Genomic DNA, 17566 nt, shown 5'->3' on the forward strand with positions numbered 1-17566 from the left:
TGAAGGAATTAAACCCGTTCACAAACAGCTGCAGGGATTTTAATTCCTTTAACCTTTTCTTTCTCAGCTTTGATTTTTTCAGGCAATTTAATAAAGCTGATACCTAGTGTTGCGGCAAGCAATGCAATGCTCATCCAGACAATCTGGTGAATGCCGTAGTGTGCAATAACGAAGCCACCCAGCAAGGCGCCCAGTGATATCCCGATATTGTAACAAGAAGTCAGCAAGCTGTTTACAAATTCCAATGCACTATGCGGCACCGCTTGAGTGGTGCGTATATTGGGCACTAAAAATCCACCGGTATGTATCAGTCCCCAGAGGGAAAGGATAATGACCATGGGCGTAAAAATATCTCCAAAGTAATAGGCCAGAACCTGCGTCGAAATCAGAAGGATAAAAAACAACCTGGTAGCCAGTGTAATGTTTTTACTTAAGGCAATCCCTGCAATCCAGTTGCCCAGAATCCCCATAACACCAAACAACAGCAACATCATGCTGATCTGAATGCCGTTCATATGGGATATTTTTTCAAGATAACCAGCCAGATAGCTATAGCTGGAGAACATGGCCGCAAGCGTAAGAATGGTGGAAAGCAGATGAAGCCATAGCTGTGGATCTTTCAGTACAAACAATTGACTTTGTGCTTCTTTCTCTTTATTGGCCGGCATAGAGGGAACCAGAAACGATAGTCCCAGAAAAGCGATCAGGCTGATAAAACTAGCCAGGAAGAAAGAGGCCTGCCAGTTGTTAAAAAACTCGACGGCATAAGTGGTGATCGGAACGCCCAATACCGTAGCGAGACTCAGGCCGGTCATGACTACGGAAACAGCTTTGGCACCACCTTGTTTAAATGCTACTGCCAGAGAGATATTCCAAAATAAAGGATGTAAAAACGCAGGCAATATCCTCGCAATCATCAATACTGTAAAGCTGGGCGCAAAGGCGGAAAGCAGGTTTGATAATATAAACACAGCCAGCACCAGACACAACAAAAACTTACGGTTAATCTTAGCGGTAAGTGCGGTTATGAAAGGAGAGGATATGGCAACGGTGAGTGCGAAAGCGCTGAGGAGCCAACCGGCGGTATCCATAGATACCTGAAATTCCCTGCTGATAGTAGGCAGAATCCCGATAACACCAAATTCGGTAGTGATGATGCCAAAGGCACCCAAGGCGAGAATGTAAATTGATTTATTCATTTATTGGTTCTAAAATTCTATTTCACAAAAATGAACAGAATAATCTTATTATATCAGTACATTTTAATGATAAAACGGTAGATTTGCGGTATGACAAAAGAAAATATACACCGGTTGGTAGATGTAGAATATTGTAAAACGGAACATTGTCCGGTAAAAGATTTACAGCTTTCTTTTTTCCAGATGGTGTATGTGATTTCCGGCTCAGGATTTTTAAAAATCAACAACAATAGGGTGGATTACAGTACGGGTAGCCTGTTGCTGCTCACCCCGAATGACCTTCACAATTTTGAAATTTCCAGTGCGACAGAATTTTTGTTCGTGAAATTTAGTGAACGTTATGTGAGAGAATCCAAATGGAAAAGTATCAATTGTATTGAATGTCTATTGTACCATTCTTCTCATTTATTGGGTTGTATCCTGAGGAATAAATCTGATGCAGTTTTGGTCAGCGCTGTTGTCGATTCGCTCTTACATATCAGGAATCATAATGATGTCTATAATGAAGATTTAACACTGCATTATGTGAATGCCCTAATCGTAATTGCCGCAAGAAATATATCCAAGATGAGGCCTGCTCAGGCCACTGTAAATGCAGATAAACGGATATTGGCAATCATAGATTATATCCAATCGAACATCTATGATCCGCAACGGCTGAAAGCATCGGTAATCAGTGAGGAATTTGGTTTATCTGAAACCTACCTGAGCAGCTATTTTAAAAAGCAATGTGGCGAAACCATTCAGCATTTTATTTCAAATTATAAAATGAGATTGATCGAACACCGGTTGAGGTTTAGCGACAGGCGGATAAATGAAATTGTAGATGAGTTTGGTTTTGCGGATGAAAGTCATTTGAACAAATTTTTCAAGAAACGCCACCACATCAGTTTAACAGAGTTCAGAAAATCAGCGCCAATCTGTGCCATCTAGTGCCAATCACTGCCATTACCCATTGGTAGTTAGCTTATTAAAATATTGATCCATACGTTTGAATCGTAATGTTTAAGCGATTTCCGAGGCGCCCGGAATGAGCAGCTTGCAAGCGACTTACGAATCAACAGATTAATTCATTTTTAATAATTAAAGTCATGGGAAAATTATTTGCAGGTCCATGGAGCGACGTAAGAGGAATCGTCGGAAACAACGTTGGACGTTATGTAAATGGCGAAAACATCTTTTCAGTTAAGCCACATAAATCATCAAAACCTTCTTCAGAACGCCAGGTTAATCACCGGACCGGTTTTGGCCTGATGATGGGTCAGGTAGGCTTGTTCAGTGGAGCAATTGCTATTGGATTCAAAAACAATAATGCAAGGCTGGCTCCGGGAAACGCCGCTTTGAGATACAATCTGGAGAAGGCACTTGCCGGAACAGCACCAGATTATAGCATTAATTATGCTGAGTTCTCCATAAGCAGGGGCAAGTTGGCTCCGGTTGCTAATGCTGCTGTGATTGGTGCAACAGTAGAGGCGGGAGCGCTTGACTTTACCTGGGTATTAAACACAGGTTATGGCGAAAGTGACCCTAAGGATACGGTGAAGGTCTATATCCATACTCCGGAAATAGATCATCTCATCACCAATCCAACAGTAGTGTTACGGTCTGCCTTAAAACTCAAAATGGTAGTTCCATTTGATTTTATCGGGAAGCCCCTTCATTGTTACATGATGATCGTCAGTGCCGATGGAAAAAAGGTTTCTAACTCACAATATTGTGGTAGTGTTACCTTAACCTAATCAACTGGTCGCCCGCTATTCCGCAAGGATGGCGGGCGATTATTTCTTCCGCCTAAAACTATGCACATGCCCTACGAGAACAATCTTCTATCCAAGGACGCATTGAACAAAAAGCAAAGATTTAAAAGTGTGACACAATGCTTAAGCACCTGTAAATCCGTCAATCCTAAAAAAAGTCAGAATCCTATAAAAACCATACAGCCTAAACATTCGCAGTTAATGCAGCTAATTAAGAAACGATGGGCTATCTCCAGTTCGAAAATGAATCGTCAGAAGCGTCCTTAGTTCAAATAAACATCTGAATATATTCGTACCATGAGCTCGTTAAAAAGTGTTTTTATTCCTGATGAAGTGGTCATGAGCAAGATCTATGTGATCCGCGATCAGAAAGTGATGCTGGATGAAGATCTGGCCGAACACTATCTTATGCCCATTTCTACTTTAGCAGATATGGAAGCAATAGGAAGCTTAAAAAATTGCCATGTACTACTAGTTTTCTCTTGTAATTATGTTTAGTAAATCCTATATTTAGTTAAACAAACCAACTCTAACGCGCTCAGTATGGATCAGAACGGTTTTTACAGTTTATTTGAGAAGTCACCTCTTCCCATGTGGGTTTTTGACACGAAAACATTGAGATTCCTGGATGTCAATATTGCTGCCGTGGAGAATTATGGCTATTCCAGATCCGAATTCCTAAAAATGAAAATCAGCGATATCCGGCCAGAAGACGATGTTGAAGGGCTTTCCAATCTTGTTAAACACAACGCTAAAACCCGTAAGTTTTTCAAAAATATTTTCAGGCATCTGAAAAAGAATGGCGATTTGATATTTGTTGAAATCGAAAGCAACCCGATCGAATTTAAAGGCCTGCAGGCAAGATTGGTATTGGCTCAGGATATCACTGATAAATTAATTGCGGAACAACGTCTGGAGCTTAGCGAACGACGGTTTAAGGCATTGGTGCAGGAGGGATCAGACCTGATTGCCATTGTTGACCTAGACCTGAACTATAAATATGTAAGTCCTACTTCTTTGCGGGTGCTGGGAATAGATCCTAAGGACTTCCTTGGGCAAAACGCCCTACAATATATCCATCAGGACGATGTGCGTAAAGTAGTGGCAGATGCAGAACAACTGGTTACAGAATACCAGGTACAGTTTTCTCCTTTCAGATTCCGGCATCGGAACGGAGAATGGAGATGGATTGAAACCAGGGCTACCAATCTGACCAATGATGCCTCAGTAGGAGGAATAGTATGTAACTCCAATGATATAACCGAAAGGATAGAGAGTCAAAGACAGATTATGGACAGCGTGGAACGCTATAATATCGTGGCACGTGCAACCAGAGACGCGATCTGGGATTATGACCTCCATACTCATAAAATTAGCTGGAATCGGGGAATCAGTGGAATCCTTAAATATAAATCGCTTGGGAACCTGACAGATGCGGCCTGGTGGGAACATAATATTCATCCTGAAGATCGGGAAAGGGTAGTAGAAAAGATTACTGATCATATTAATCAGGGGGTAGAATTCTGGAAAGATGAGTACCGTTTTTTATGCGGAGATGGCATTTACCGATATATTCTGGACAGGGGTTATGTTGGTTTTGATCAGAACAATCAACCTTACCGGATGATTGGTGCCATGCAGGATATTACAGAAAACAAACTCCAGATGAAGGCGATTGAGGAACAAAATGATAAGCTGATGAAAATCGCCTGGATGCAATCTCATGCCGTACGTGCCCCCCTGGCAAAAATAATGTCTCTGGTGGATTTACTGCAAACCAATTGCACAGATGAAGAAAGTAAAACATTATTGAAATTTTTGGCTGAGTCCTCCCAGGAACTGGATCAGGTGATTGCCTCTATTTCAAAAAATGCGAATCAGGTATGACTCTGTCCCTTGTTTACTTTAAAAAGATGCAGAACCTGCGGAAATAAAGCATCAATATATTCTTCAATACCGTTTTTTGAACCTGGAAAAGTGAGTATCAACGTCTCTCCGATAAATCCGGCCACACTGCGGGATAACATTGCATAGGGCATGCGCTCCTGTCCATACCTCCGAGCAGTTTCCATAATCCCTTCAATATTACGTTCAATTAAAGGTGCAACTGCCTCAGGCGTCACATCTCTCGGAGACAAACCTGTACCGCCAGTAAAAATCAACAACTGATGCGCTGATCCGCATAGCTCCAGGGCCTTTTCGCGGATGCTGTTAACCTCATCCTGCAGCACTTCATATTTCAATGTCTCAATGCCAAACTGTTCCAGTCGCCCGACAATGGCTTTGCCTGAGGTATCCTGAGCATCACCTGCAAACACAGAATCAGAACAAACCACCACCGCGGCCTTTATTTCCGGAAACTGAAGTTGCTTCAGGTCAGATTTACCACCTGATTTTTTCTCCAGTCTGATGTTTTGAATCTCCACACCTTTATCTATCGGCTTCAGCATATCATACATCGTGAGCGCGGTAATGGAAGCACCATGCATGGCTTCAACTTCCACACCGGTTTTGTAAATGGTATGGACTTCCACAGTAATCCGGATCTCAAGTCCATCAATTGCATAAGTAATCGACGTGTACTCTATAGGCAGGGGATGACAATCGGGAATGAGGTCGCTCGTTTTCTTTACCCCCAAAAGTCCGGCAGCACGTGCAAATTCAAAAACATCGCCTTTAGGGATTTTCCGCTGCTCAATGGCTTCAATCGTTTCTTGCTTAGATACTTTAACGGTAGCCGTAGCAATGGCAATCCTCAGGGTGCTCGATTTCTTTGTAATGTTTACCATATCAGCTGTTTTCTTTCCATTGGTGAGTTTCATCCTCAAATATTTCCTTTCCCCAGATCGGGAGCTCGGCTTTTAACCTTTCCACAATTTCGCTACAGGCGTCTATTGCGGGTTTCCGGTGTGCCGATGAGGTGAATACAAAAAGGCAGATTTCTCCGGTTTTTACCATGCCCAGGCTATGGTGTACATGCAGACAACTAAGTGGATATTTTTCGAATATATCTGCTCTGATCTGATGCATTTTTTCTAAAGCCAGTTCTTCGTAAGCCGTAAATTCTATGGCGGCGACAAACTTTCCGTCGATCTCGTCTTTTCTCACCTGCCCCATAAATATGCTATGGCCCCCAATTCCTGTTTTTGAACTGTGTTTGGAAATGCTTCCAGCAACAAATGCAGGATCGATCCTTCCATCAACAAATATGTTTTTTACTTTTCTATCGCTCATGTTAAACTGCTAAAAAATGATCTCTCCATTTGGCAATACCTCCCTTTAGGCTGTATATCTTTTTCGTATCACCATATTTTTCATGTAAAGCTTCCGCCGCTGCAACGCTTCTGATGCCATGCTGACAAAGGAAGATGATGTTTTTTTCCGGAATATCTATTTTCAAAAAAGAGTTGAGCTCAGACATGGGAACTTTTTTGTAGATCTGGCTGTCCAGCATTGGTACTTCGTGCCGTTCTCTGACGTCTATAATTAAGGTTGAGGATTCTTGTTGAAGGGCGCTGAGCTGCGCAACATTTATTTCAGTATAAGCCTGTGCCAGTTCACAGGAATCGGCGTATTCCATAGTTAAAAAATCGTTTTCAGTTTCAGGCAGGGTGTAGTCATGCCCCGGACTGATGTTCATTTCGTATTGCTCCATGCTGAGCAGGTTATAATGCAGTAATTTATTGAGGAGCGGTTTACCAATTCCGGTAATGAGTTTAATGGTTTCTGCTGCTGCCATGGCACCAATCACACCCGGCAATACACCGAGCACGCCATTTTCTGCGCAATTTGCAATTTCTCCTGCCTGAGGGGGGATTGGAAAAAGATCCCGGTAATTGCATTGCTGATCCTGTTGATCAGGTACATTAAAAACGGCCAGTTGCCCTTCGTAACCAGAAACTGCAGCAAATATGAGTGGTTTATGCAATAAGGCACAGGCATCATTAATAAGGTACCTGGTTTCAAAATTGTCTGTTCCGTCGAGAATGAAATCATGTTTCTTCAGCAGGTCCAATATGTTTTTCTTTTGAATACGTAGCGGATGTGGAATGATGTCGATCTCCGGATTCATTTCCCGCAACCGTTCTGCAGCAACTTTAACTTTCAGTTTCCCCACATCTGCGGTATGGAAAAGTACCTGCCGGTGGAGGTTGGATAAAGCGATGGTATCGTCATCTGCAATCGAGATATGACCTACACCAGCGGCAGCGAGGTATTGCAGGGCGGGGCAGCCTAATCCACCGGCTCCAATTACCAGAACTTTAGCTTTCGACAATAATAGCTGTGATGCTTCGCCAAAGCCCTGAAGAATAACTTGTCTGTTATACCTTTCTGCTGCCATAAATAATTAACCTCCTGAAAAGGGCGGCATAAGCGCTACCGTATCATTGTTAGCAATATGCCTGTTCTCCCGAATCATATCTTTGTTCAGGGAAAGATTATATTTTATATTTTTCAGGTTTGGAAAGGAGGTTTCCAGATAGCTTTTCAACTCATCGGTATTGCTGATACCACTGAGCTCAATCTTCTGGTTTTTTATAATTTCAGCTATCTTTCCAAAACTGAGTATCTCTATTATCATAATGCTAATTTACCCTTAAAATGCTGATTTTGTTCAATCCTTTTACAATTCTTCTGCCCGTTGCTTTATCTCCGGGAACAATCATGGCGATATGACCCTTTTCTGCTTTTATCGGATCGGTATCGAAACTGGTTAAAATCAGGATATTGTCGCTTTTTTCACCTGACCGTCTACGGTAAACTCTTTGCTTTCCTGAGCAAAGGTATTAAGACAGAAAAACAACAAAAAAGGGAATAGGTATTTCATATTAAGCATGGGTAAATATTAATTTATAAGCGGCCAGCGCCAGTACAAAGGCCAGGACATTTTTTAAGATGTTCTGAGGGAATTTTAAGGCCCCGAAATAGGCCCCACAAATTCCTCCTGCAAAAGCGACTCCGACATAGGCCAGCATATGGCTGTTAAATTCAAAGCCTTTGATGAGTTGCCCCCCCAGGCCAGCCACCGAATTAACAAAGATGAAAGCTGCGCTGATGGCTGCAGTTTGCTTCTGGTCTGTCCATTTTAACAGCAATAAAACGGGAGAGAGGATGATGCCCCCACCAATCCCGATCATGCCGGAAAGCAACCCGATAATACCTCCTATACACAGGGAAAGCGGAATGTTTGAAGGCTTGAAATCTTTAGGATCTGTGTTCGCGAAAAACAGAAAACGAATCACGGGAATGAGCAATAAAAAGCCAAGAATCTTTTTGTAGACCGAATTTTCAATGACCATCATGCCACCTACAAAGGACAATGGGATGGAGGAGAGGGCAAAGGGCCAGAAAGTTTTCCATTTGAAATGACCACCCCTATAAAACTGAATAAATGAAGTGGAGGAAACGAATAAGTTTAAAAGCAAGGCTGTGGGTTTCATAATCGCTGGTGATACTGCGAATATGGCCATTAATGCCAGGTATCCGCTTGCCCCGCCATGCCCGACGGAAGCATATAAAAACGCCACCAGGAATAAGAGTCCGTAAAAAAGTATAAAGTTTTCCTGCATACGCTTATTGGGGTAATATCATTACATCGACGGTTTCACCTGCGGTAAAATTCTGCTGTTCTTCATTCAGACAGATGAGGCAATTTGCCTGTGCAAAAGAGCTGAGCCGGAAAGATTCCTGTGCATTCAGGGGCGTTACTTTTCCGTTCTCATAACTTCCTTTAAGGAAATGTGTTAAGCCGGACGGTTTTTGATAGTCGCTGGTAAGTCTTGCAGTAACTTCCTTTACACTATTTTCTTTTTGTGTCATTTGTTTGATTGCAGGAAGCACATAATTGTAATAGCAACTCAACACAGAGGATGGGTTTCCAGGCAAGCCGAACACCAGTTTTGTACCCCTTGTCCCAAAAAATAAAGGCTTACCTGGTTTCTGTTTTACTTTATGAAATACCTGTGCTACCGCGCAACGCCTGGAAGCCTCGATTACAAAGTCGTAATCTCCGACACTTACGCCACCCGTCAACAGCACCACATCACTGTCTTTCAGGGCTGTTTCCAATACCGTGCTGAGGATGTCCAGCTCATCATCGGCCTGAAAAATGTTAACCTGATCTATGTTTTCTATTTTTAATGCTGCAGAAAGGGAATAGGAATTGGATTCATACACCTGACCGAAATTCAGCTCCAATCCCGGTTGTTGAAGTTCTTTGCCGGTTACGATGATCGAAATTTTAGGCATTGGATAGACTTCCAGAGTTTTGACACCAATTCCTGCAAGAAACCCGATGGCTGCAGGGCTTAACAGATTGCCTTTTCTCACCGCCAGCTCGCCGGTTTTAACCTCAGCGCCCTTGTTTCTGACATTCGAACCCGCCTGGAGATTTTGATCCTGTAAAACAATCCTGCCATTTTTAAAGATCACCTTTTCCTGCATCACCACTGTGTCTGCTCCCTCAGGGAGAGGGGCTCCGGTAAAGATCCTGCTGGTTTCTCCCTCTTTCAGGACAAAAGAATGCTCAGTTCCGGCGGCCATTTCCCCATTTAGCTGCAACTCCTTTTCATGGTCCCTGAACTTCAGGGCATAACCATCCATCGAGGATTGCGGAAAGGCAGGAATGTCGCAACCTGCATAAATATCTTTTGCCAGAATATGTCCGGATGTCTTTTCCAGGTTCAGCTGAATCGGTTTTAATGGCGTAATGTGTTTAGAAATGAGGGCTTTTGCCTCCGAAACTGTGATCATGCTAAAATCTATCCTCCAATGGTAATCATACTTCTATTCTTAATGGCATCCGCATCGAGTTGTTCAAAATGAGCCCCCAGTTGTCCGCCGAGTTCCTTTTTCTTGCTCCATATAGAAGCATGGATTAATGGAAGTACGGCTTCCTTATTTCTCAGCGCGGAAAGCAGGTCTGTTTCCCCATCACTGAAGAGGCAGTTTTTCAACTTCCCATCGGCCGTTAAACGCATTCTGTTGCAAGTGCTACAGAATGGTGCGGTCATGGTGCTGATAACGGCAAAAGAGCCTTCATGCCCGGGAATCATGAAACTCTTGGCGGTATCATGCGGTTCTGCCTTGACAGGTAAGAAGGTAAAGTCATTGGCAATGGTGGCCAGAATTTCATCCAGCGAGCACATTTTGTTGCTGGTCCATTTGTTTCCGCTAAATGGCATAAACTCGATGAAACGGATCTGGATGGGATTGTGTTTCGTCCAGTCGATAAAGTCTTTGATCTCGTCGTCGTTAAGTCCTTTCATCACCACCATATTGATCTTTACCGTAATTTTATGCTGCAACAACAGTTCTATATTGCTTCGGACCTGGTGAAACAAATCCCTTCTGGTGATGAGTAAAAATTTCTCTGGTTGCAGGGTATCGAGACTAATGTTTACTGTTTTTATACCAGCCTCCAAAAATGTGGGCAGCATCTCGGTAATGCGCGTTCCGTTGGTGGTAATGACCAGCTCTACAGGAAGTTTCCCTAAGGCGGCGATAATTTCTGCAGCATCTTTACGCACCAAAGGCTCTCCGCCGGTAAGCCTGATCTTTTTAACCCCCTGTTCCACAAATATCCTGGCAAGCTGAACAATTTCGTCGGTCTGCATTAGTCTGGAGGCAGGGCTAAAGTCGTACTCTTCCTCTGGCATGCAGTAGAAACAACGGAAATTGCAGTTATCAGTAAGTGATATCCGCAGGTAATCGTGTACTCGTCCAAAAGAATCTGCTATCATCTGTAATTAATTAAATTGTTGTAATCGGTTTCTGTATCGATATCGATGTGTCCCAATTCAAATGAAATGGTTTCTGTATCTTCCGGATATTGTTTCAACAGGTGTTTTGCCCCCTCATTTCCGCTGAGTGATAATAGTTCATCGAAATATTTTCTATGGAAAAGAGCAGGGGTACCAATGGTTTGCGCATAACTGCTGGCTACCATTGACTTACCTGAATGTTGTTGTTTTTTGATCAGGTTTTCGAAAATCTCCGGACTGATAAAGGGTTGGTCGGAGACGGCAATGATCAGCTGCTGCAAAGTATTATCCTGAGCCAACAGGGTGGTTAATCCAGCAGAAATACTGGAAGACATGCCTTCTGCCCAGCTTTCGTTAATGATATAGCTGATCCCGGCATGTTGATGCTGTTCCAAAATCTCCGAAGCATAGGCACCAAGCACCACCACGAGGGGCCTACAGGAACTTTCAATAGCAGCCATGCTGGCAATGTCCAGGAGCGTCTTTCCCTGATAGCTGACCAGTTGCTTTGGTTTTCCCAGGCGGCTGGAATTCCCTGCGGCTAATATGATGATTCCGGTATTCATGGATTGGCTTTTATTTCGTGTACATGAATCGGACTTTTCTTCTCTTTTAGTAAACCAGCCGAGGCACCGCTGAACACAGATTTGATCTCAGCAATGATAGATATAGCGATTTCTTCGGCAGTTTCTGCACCGATATCCAGACCAACAGGGCCATGTATCCTGGATTTGTTTTCCGCTGTATTCCGGTTTAACTCTTCAAGCATCCTGGTTAGTTTTTTCCTGGGCCCAAGGGTGCCAATATAAGGTGTTTGGGTATCTAAAAGACGATTCAGCAGATCCAGATCGTAATTGTAATTATGTGTCATCAGCACAAATGCGGTTTGCTCATCTATATTTACCTGTCCGAGGACTTGTTCCGGCTTAGCAACCAGGACCTGATTGGCATTCGGAAAACGTGCTGCAGAGGCATGGGTAGGCCTGCCATCTACCACTGTGACTTCCCATCCCAGCAGGTAGGCGACCTCTGCCAAGGGTTGTGCATCATTTCCTGCACCGGCAATCACCAGGGAAACAGGTGGTCTGACAAATTCTAAAAAACAATCCAGTTCATTCCCGGCAATCGTATAACTGGTAAAAGCAGCAGTTTTATTGCGCCATACCTCAGCAATGTCTTCGATAATTGTCGGCCTGAGTTCGGCTGAGCTATTGGCTTGGATGCCATCTTTTCTGTACAACATACTGGTTCCGGGTTGTATTCTGGAATTCAATGAGAAAAGTGTAACCAATACCGCATCTTCACGCTTAGCCTGTAATGCTCTTAAGATGGCAATGGGGTTAAACACCACCTGATCAATTATGGGTTCAAAAAGAATGTGGACAATGCCATTGCAGCCGAGCTGAACCCCGATCTTCGCATCATCTTCATCAGTGGTATCATAAGTAATGAGTTTATTTTCCTGCTGCACAATGGCAGAAAGCGCCTTTCTTAAGGCATCACCTTCCAGACAGCCTCCACTGATGGCGCCGGTAAGCTGCCCGTCTTCGGTAATCAGCATCCTGGCACCGGGTCGTCGATAGGAGGAACCCTCTACCTTTACTACCGTGGCCAGCGCTGTTTTTTTATGGTCTTTTACCGCTTTTTGATGGGCTTTAAGTATGTCCGCAATTTCTTTCATCAGCACCTTGATCGTTATACCGCGTTTAAATCAAAAGGAAGTTTCCTGATCCTTTTTCCGGTTAAATCGTAAATGGCATTGGTCAGGGCAGGAGCAAAGGCCGGTAAACCCGGCTCACCAACTCCGCCTGCATTTTCTTCATTTTCCATGATGTGTACCTCGATTGGCGGGATATCCGTAATTCTCGGCATCTTGTAATCATAAAAGTTTCTTTGTTCTACCAGACCGTCTTTAAACGTGATTTCATGAATGGTTGCAGCGCCAATTGCCATAACAATGCTGCCTTCTACCTGAGCTTTGATGATATCCGGGTTCACATACCACCCGCAATCCATCACTGCCCAAACCTGATCGATTTTAACTTTTCCGTCTGCATTTCTGGATACCTTGACAATCTGGCCTACAGTACTGTTGAAACACTCCGTAATTGCAACGCCAAAGCCCTCATTTTTCTTGCGTTGTTTCCAGCCTGATATTGCCTCCATTTTGTCGATCAGGTGCTGACAACGTTCTTCTTGCAGGTATTTCCTTCTGAGATCCAGCGGATCTTTGCCTGCTGCGACGGCAACTTCATCCAGAAAGCTTTCATAAGCAAAGCCATTGGTAGAAGCATATACAGATCTCCACCACATGATGGGAATTGGAGTTTCAAATTTTACTTCGGCAAAGCTGATGTTTTTGATGCTTTCGAAATAGGGTTGTAGAAATCCTTCAGAGGTACTTCCGTTGGCCTTATCTGTTTTACCACTCATCCAAAACTCAATATTCTGACCAGCCATACGGAACTTTAGTGCAGTGACTTCTCCATTTTGAATTGCTGCCTGACACCTGTAAGAGATTCCCGGGCGGTAAGGGCCCTGAGTGGCATCGTCTTCTCTTGTCCATACGACCTGAACCGGCGCACCGATTTCTTTGGAGATGATGGCCGCTTCATGGGGATAATCCATAAATGCTTTTCTGCCGAATCCACCGCCAAGGAAAGTCATGTTGACAATCACTTTGTCCCGGGCCAGTCCGAGTTGTGTGCCAATGAAATCCTGCACCCATTCCGGAGCCTGAATTGGTCCCCAGATTTCTATTTTATCACCCTGATAATGGGCCACGCAATTTAAGGGTTCCATACAACTATGGGATTGGTAAGGCGTCTGGTAAACCACATCCACGATTTCAGCTCCCTGTTTAAGCGCATCATCCGGATCTCCCTGTTTCTTCAGGTACATCCCTTCCTTGGTTTGCAGCTCTTCCTGTTGGCGTTTGTAAATATCGGCAGTATTGATGTGCTCAAAGCCGGTATCGTCCCATTCCACTTTCAATACCTTCTTTCCCTGCATCGCTGCCCAGGTGGTATTGGCGACAATCGCGACGCCTTCACGGAAGGTGCTGAAAACCCCCATACGAACTTTAAAAACTTTTGTTACCCCAGGTACTTTCAGGGTTGCACTGGCGTCGAAGCTTTTTACCACACCACGTAAACGTGGATTGCGTTCTACAACAGCGTACTGCATACCAGGTAATTTCTTATCCAATCCGAAGATGGCGGTACCGTTTGTTTTTAAAGGCGTATCCTGTCTGAGGAGGGGTTTACGGATCAGTTTATATTCTGATATTTTCTTCAGGACCACTTCTTTTGGTGCCTCTAGTTTTGAAGCCTCCACAACCAGTTCTCCGTAATGAAATTTCTTTCCGGAAGGTTTATGGAAGACATGCCCTGACTGCGCATAACATTCAGAACTGTTCACGGCCCATTTCTTAGCTGCGACAGCGATGAGCATGACCCTTGCAGTGGCACTTAATTTCAATAAATTCTTATAGGAGCCCCTTATTGTAGAGCTTCCTCCAGTGATCTGATTACCGTATTTTTCCCTGTTGCCCTGTGCAAAAACGATGTTTACGTCTTTCAGGTCAACTTCGAGTTCTTCTGCAATAATCTGTGGGACGGATTGAAAGGAGCCTTGTCCCATTTCGGCACGGTGGTTAAAAATAGTAACCTTGCCATCTGTATCTATATGAATCCAGGCATTCAGCTCTACATTTGAACCTGCTGCTCCGGTTGCATTTATTATTTCTGCGTTTCTGGCGCTTGAAGGAAAATAGAAACCTAAGCACAATGCGGTGCCTGCCAGACCTGAAACCCTGAGAAAATCTCTTCTGGAAACTTGGTTAGTACTCATAGTTATGGGTTTTAAGTTTATTTTCTTTTAGGAGCATAGGCTCCGGTTTTGATCCATGTTTCCCATGCTTTTTTAAATGCTGCATGGCTCATTGGAGGTGTTGTACGTCCTTCGCCCGGATTCCAGCCTGCCAGTACCAATCCATCATCAGCATGTTCCAACAATTGTTTCATGGATTTATTGCCATTCTGTTTAGGGTCTACCAGTTGTTTCGCCAGCTCATGAGCAGTCTTGCCCTGAAACACCATCTTCATGTTAGCCGGTGGTAAATGCCAGTCCGGATTTCCAGGAGGGGTGTGCACACCAACAGTATTGTTTGGCTGATGGCAGTTCGCGCATTTCATAGCGAAAACACCTTTGCCATCATGACCTCTTTTCGGAAGCATTTCATGCAAATGGCTGTCGTCTCCCTGTAAAGGAACATCTCCTGAAGGATGGCAGTTCATACAACGTGGACTCATGAGCACCTTATAAACCTGTTCAAAGGCTTTAACAGAGGCCACACTATCTTTTTTAGTTTTCGGTACCGGCTTACCGGTAAGTCCTGGTTGCTGGTTTACCGCATTCAGACCGAAGGCCATCACTCCAACCAGAGAGAGCAGGAGGGCCATTATCGTGATTGATCTTTTCATTTCGCGCCGCCTTCCTTTTTATGCATCTCTGCAGCCAGGTGAATCGCTTTACGAATGCGGGGATAAGTGCCGCAGCGACAAATGTTTCCGGACATAGCGCTGTCAATATCTTCATCCGTCGGATTTGGATTTTCCCGCAGCAAGACCGCAGCAGACATCAGCTGACCTGAATGGCAATACCCACATTGTGGCACACTCACTTCATTCCATGCCAGCTGAAGGGGATGGTCATTATTTTTTGACAGCCCTTCTATGGTGACGATTTTCTGGCCTGCCGCACGGCTAACCTTTGTTACACAGGAGCGTACAGCTTCTCCGTTCAGGTGGACTACACATGCTCCGCATTGCGCAACACCACAGCCATATTTGGTTCCGGTTAAACCAACAAGGTCACGAATTGCCCATAGAAGCGGCATATCCGGATCTGCATCGACCTCATAAGATTTTTGATTGATATTTAAGTTAATCATATGCTAATGGTTTGGTTTCGTTTAGATTGGTCTTCTCTCAAAGTTACTGGACTTAAAGTCTTGTTTTTTACGATTTTCAAACAATATATTATGATAATCAAACTATTGTTAATACCAGGATTCTTATTTTCCTATTAAAATACTGTTTTTTTCTACCAATTTTGAGTTTTTATCTCGAAAATTTTGAAGGTTAATCCTTCTATTCCTGATCGGTAACAGTTTGCAGCCATACAGTAGGCCCATTTTGCCTGAATAATAATTATACTTGTATAGGTCTGAATCATAATAAGTACCTCTATCCAAATTTATATGAATATTTTGTCTCTTTTAATCGGTCTCTTGTCGCTGGTAGGTGGCACCTTCGTGTTGGTTACCTATAAGTTCCCCAGAAAAAACAGGTTTAGAAGGTACGATGCAATGTTTACCACCCGGATGGGTATTCACATTATGGTTATATCTGCAATTGTTGCCTTATACGGGGCTAAGACCCTAATTGAGGAACTGAAAAAGATCTTATGATTTATCCATATCAGGAAGGTCTTCTGTTAAAGAAAGTTAAAATAAATCCTTTTGGCAGGAGGAATGCTAATTTTAACTGAAACAATCTTTCTCATGAATTTATCTAAAATTAACATTCTCCTCTTCTTTACTTTTATCGCATTCACCTCTGTCCGATTGTTCGCTCAGGAAAGCAACTTAGCGGTAGTCAATAGTTTAAACAAAGTAATCAGACCCATTGAAACACTTGGAGCAGACAGCAGTTTCACAGATATTGACTTTTTAAAAGAAACGCTAAAAGATAAGGAGTTGATTGCCATAGGCGAAGTCAGCCACGGGACCGCTGAAGTTTTTAAATACAAAGATCGTTTGGTCAGGTTCTTAGTCACCAATCTTGGTTATAAAGCCATCGCCTTTGAAAGTGATTATATCGCAATGGAAAATATAGACAATTACATCAGTGGCAAGACAGATAGCCTGGTATTTATATATGGAACGCCTGTGATTTCTACCAATCGATTAATGATCGAATGGTTGAGAAAATATAACCTAAACCAACCCGATTCAGATAAAGTTCATGTTTACGGTATCGAAGCCCGGGGTTTTCCCAACGTGATTAAAAAGATAATTGAGGTAAATCGATCCTTGGACCAGGCTGACAAAACCTTGTTGGAAAAAGTTGCGCTCAAACCATTCAATAAGATAGATAAGGCAGAAATTAAAGCGATGAAAGCGGTTTTAACTAAACTTCAAAAAATAGAGGGCTCCGACCTTGACAAGCATTACACGGAATTGTTAAGCCAAATTGTATATGGTTATTATCATGAAACAACAAAGCGCGTTAGAGATCACGATATGGCTAATAATGTAATCTGGTTAAAAGAAAAGGCTAAAGATCAAAAGCTCATTCTAATGGCACACAATGGCCATGTGGCTAAATCTGAGATCTTTAACGTCCCCGCAACAGGCACTTATCTTGACAGAAAGTATGGTTCAAAGTATTTTGTCATGGCTACCGACTTCAACCATGGTAAAGCTTATGTAAATGTCTATGTGGCCAGAAATAAGCCAATGCTGGGATTTCAGCCTTATTATTATCCTGAGGTCAATTCAAAAAATGGATACGAGTTTTATTTCAAACAATGCAGGTTCAGGAATTTTATAATTGAAGTTGACGCTGCCCTAAAGGATCCGATATTAGATCGTTTCTTAACCCAACCACTTGACATGAGAATGATTGGGGCGCTAAGCATTCCGGCAAATACAAAGCTATCGATCTCAAAAAATTTCGATCTGATTATATATTTCGACAAAACAAGCAGCGCATTTAATTAAGCATATCGGTTCTTGCCCTGTCTGTGTTAAAAGGATCTGAGGACTTATTCCAGGCGGGTG

Annotated in this window: 19 protein-coding genes; 6 read left to right on the plus strand and 13 right to left on the minus strand. The window is 43.1% G+C overall.

Annotation, left to right across the window (positions count from 1 at the left end; genetic code table 11):
• Nucleotides 1-8: 8 nt before the first annotated feature.
• Entirely contained in the window at nt 9-1199 is a 1191-nt protein-coding gene (locus tag BFS30_RS23315) for an MFS transporter (protein ID WP_069381495.1), read from the minus strand.
• 90 nt (nt 1200-1289) lie between these two features.
• On the opposite strand from BFS30_RS23315, the gene BFS30_RS23320 reads away from it, so the two are divergent.
• The 4 genes from BFS30_RS23320 to BFS30_RS23335 all read left to right on the plus strand — a co-directional run bounded on the left by BFS30_RS23320 (nt 1290) and on the right by BFS30_RS23335 (nt 4843).
• Complete coding sequence (locus tag BFS30_RS23320) at nt 1290-2132, plus strand: AraC family transcriptional regulator (RefSeq protein WP_069381496.1); 843 nt, start codon at nt 1290-1292, stop codon at nt 2130-2132.
• Between the two features lie 158 nt (nt 2133-2290).
• A complete protein-coding gene (locus BFS30_RS23325; RefSeq protein WP_069381497.1) occupies nt 2291-2938 on the plus strand; it encodes a DUF6266 family protein in 648 nt (215 codons plus the stop codon).
• A 315-nt stretch (nt 2939-3253) separates the two neighbouring features.
• Nucleotides 3254-3454, plus strand: coding sequence for a hypothetical protein (locus BFS30_RS28040; RefSeq protein WP_069381498.1), 201 nt, complete (start codon nt 3254-3256; stop codon nt 3452-3454).
• A gap of 45 nt (nt 3455-3499) precedes the next feature.
• On the plus strand, nt 3500-4843 hold the full coding sequence (locus BFS30_RS23335) for a PAS domain-containing protein (protein WP_069381499.1): 1344 nt from the start codon (nt 3500-3502) through the stop codon (nt 4841-4843).
• On the opposite strand, the gene moaCB is transcribed toward BFS30_RS23335, so the two are convergent.
• The 12 genes from moaCB to BFS30_RS23395 form a co-directional block, all read right to left on the minus strand.
• Nucleotides 4834-5778, minus strand: coding sequence for a bifunctional molybdenum cofactor biosynthesis protein MoaC/MoaB (gene moaCB / locus BFS30_RS23340; RefSeq protein ID WP_237028650.1), 945 nt, complete (start codon nt 5776-5778; stop codon nt 4834-4836). The two genes, BFS30_RS23335 and moaCB, sit on opposite strands and share 10 nt — an antisense overlap.
• A complete protein-coding gene (locus tag BFS30_RS23345) occupies nt 5747-6190 on the minus strand; it encodes a molybdenum cofactor biosynthesis protein MoaE (protein ID WP_069381500.1) in 444 nt (147 codons plus the stop codon). Before BFS30_RS23345 ends, moaCB begins: the two co-directional genes overlap by 32 nt.
• Before the next feature lies 1 nt (nt 6191).
• Entirely contained in the window at nt 6192-7298 is a 1107-nt protein-coding gene (locus BFS30_RS23350) for a ThiF family adenylyltransferase (RefSeq protein WP_069381501.1), read from the minus strand.
• A 6-nt stretch (nt 7299-7304) separates the two neighbouring features.
• Nucleotides 7305-7538: a MoaD/ThiS family protein gene (locus tag BFS30_RS23355; protein WP_069381502.1), complete on the minus strand. Its 234-nt coding sequence runs from the start codon at nt 7536-7538 to the stop codon at nt 7305-7307.
• Between the two features lie 247 nt (nt 7539-7785).
• Nucleotides 7786-8526 (minus strand): sulfite exporter TauE/SafE family protein, encoded by a 741-nt coding sequence (locus BFS30_RS23360; RefSeq protein ID WP_069381503.1) that lies wholly within the window; start codon nt 8524-8526, stop codon nt 7786-7788.
• Nucleotides 8527-8530: 4 nt separating this feature from the next.
• A complete protein-coding gene (gene glp, locus BFS30_RS23365; protein WP_069381504.1) occupies nt 8531-9709 on the minus strand; it encodes a gephyrin-like molybdotransferase Glp in 1179 nt (392 codons plus the stop codon).
• Nucleotides 9710-9717: 8 nt separating this feature from the next.
• The gene (moaA, locus tag BFS30_RS23370) at nt 9718-10698 is read right to left on the minus strand and encodes a GTP 3',8-cyclase MoaA (RefSeq protein WP_069381505.1); all 981 of its coding nucleotides are present in this window, start codon (nt 10696-10698) and stop codon (nt 9718-9720) included.
• Entirely contained in the window at nt 10695-11285 is a 591-nt protein-coding gene (locus BFS30_RS23375) for a nucleotidyltransferase family protein (protein ID WP_069381506.1), read from the minus strand. The genes moaA and BFS30_RS23375 overlap by 4 nt, the downstream gene beginning before the upstream one ends.
• Nucleotides 11282-12400 (minus strand): XdhC family protein, encoded by a 1119-nt coding sequence (locus BFS30_RS23380; RefSeq protein WP_069381507.1) that lies wholly within the window; start codon nt 12398-12400, stop codon nt 11282-11284. The genes BFS30_RS23375 and BFS30_RS23380 overlap by 4 nt, the downstream gene beginning before the upstream one ends.
• Before the next feature lie 14 nt (nt 12401-12414).
• Complete coding sequence (locus BFS30_RS23385; RefSeq protein WP_069381508.1) at nt 12415-14571, minus strand: molybdopterin cofactor-binding domain-containing protein; 2157 nt, start codon at nt 14569-14571, stop codon at nt 12415-12417.
• 17 nt (nt 14572-14588) lie between these two features.
• Complete coding sequence (locus BFS30_RS23390) at nt 14589-15203, minus strand: hypothetical protein (protein ID WP_069381509.1); 615 nt, start codon at nt 15201-15203, stop codon at nt 14589-14591.
• The gene (locus tag BFS30_RS23395; RefSeq protein ID WP_069381510.1) at nt 15200-15673 is read right to left on the minus strand and encodes a (2Fe-2S)-binding protein; all 474 of its coding nucleotides are present in this window, start codon (nt 15671-15673) and stop codon (nt 15200-15202) included. The genes BFS30_RS23390 and BFS30_RS23395 overlap by 4 nt, the downstream gene beginning before the upstream one ends.
• Nucleotides 15674-15982: 309 nt before the next feature.
• On the opposite strand from BFS30_RS23395, the gene BFS30_RS23400 reads away from it, so the two are divergent.
• Nucleotides 15983-16192 (plus strand): hypothetical protein, encoded by a 210-nt coding sequence (locus BFS30_RS23400; protein WP_069381511.1) that lies wholly within the window; start codon nt 15983-15985, stop codon nt 16190-16192.
• 93 nt (nt 16193-16285) lie between these two features.
• A complete protein-coding gene (locus BFS30_RS23405) occupies nt 16286-17506 on the plus strand; it encodes an erythromycin esterase family protein (protein ID WP_167353190.1) in 1221 nt (406 codons plus the stop codon).
• The last annotated feature ends 60 nt before the right edge of the window (nt 17507-17566 follow it).

Origin of the sequence: Pedobacter steynii (assembly GCF_001721645.1) — a bacterium.
In the GTDB taxonomy this organism is placed as follows: domain Bacteria; phylum Bacteroidota; class Bacteroidia; order Sphingobacteriales; family Sphingobacteriaceae; genus Pedobacter; species Pedobacter steynii_A.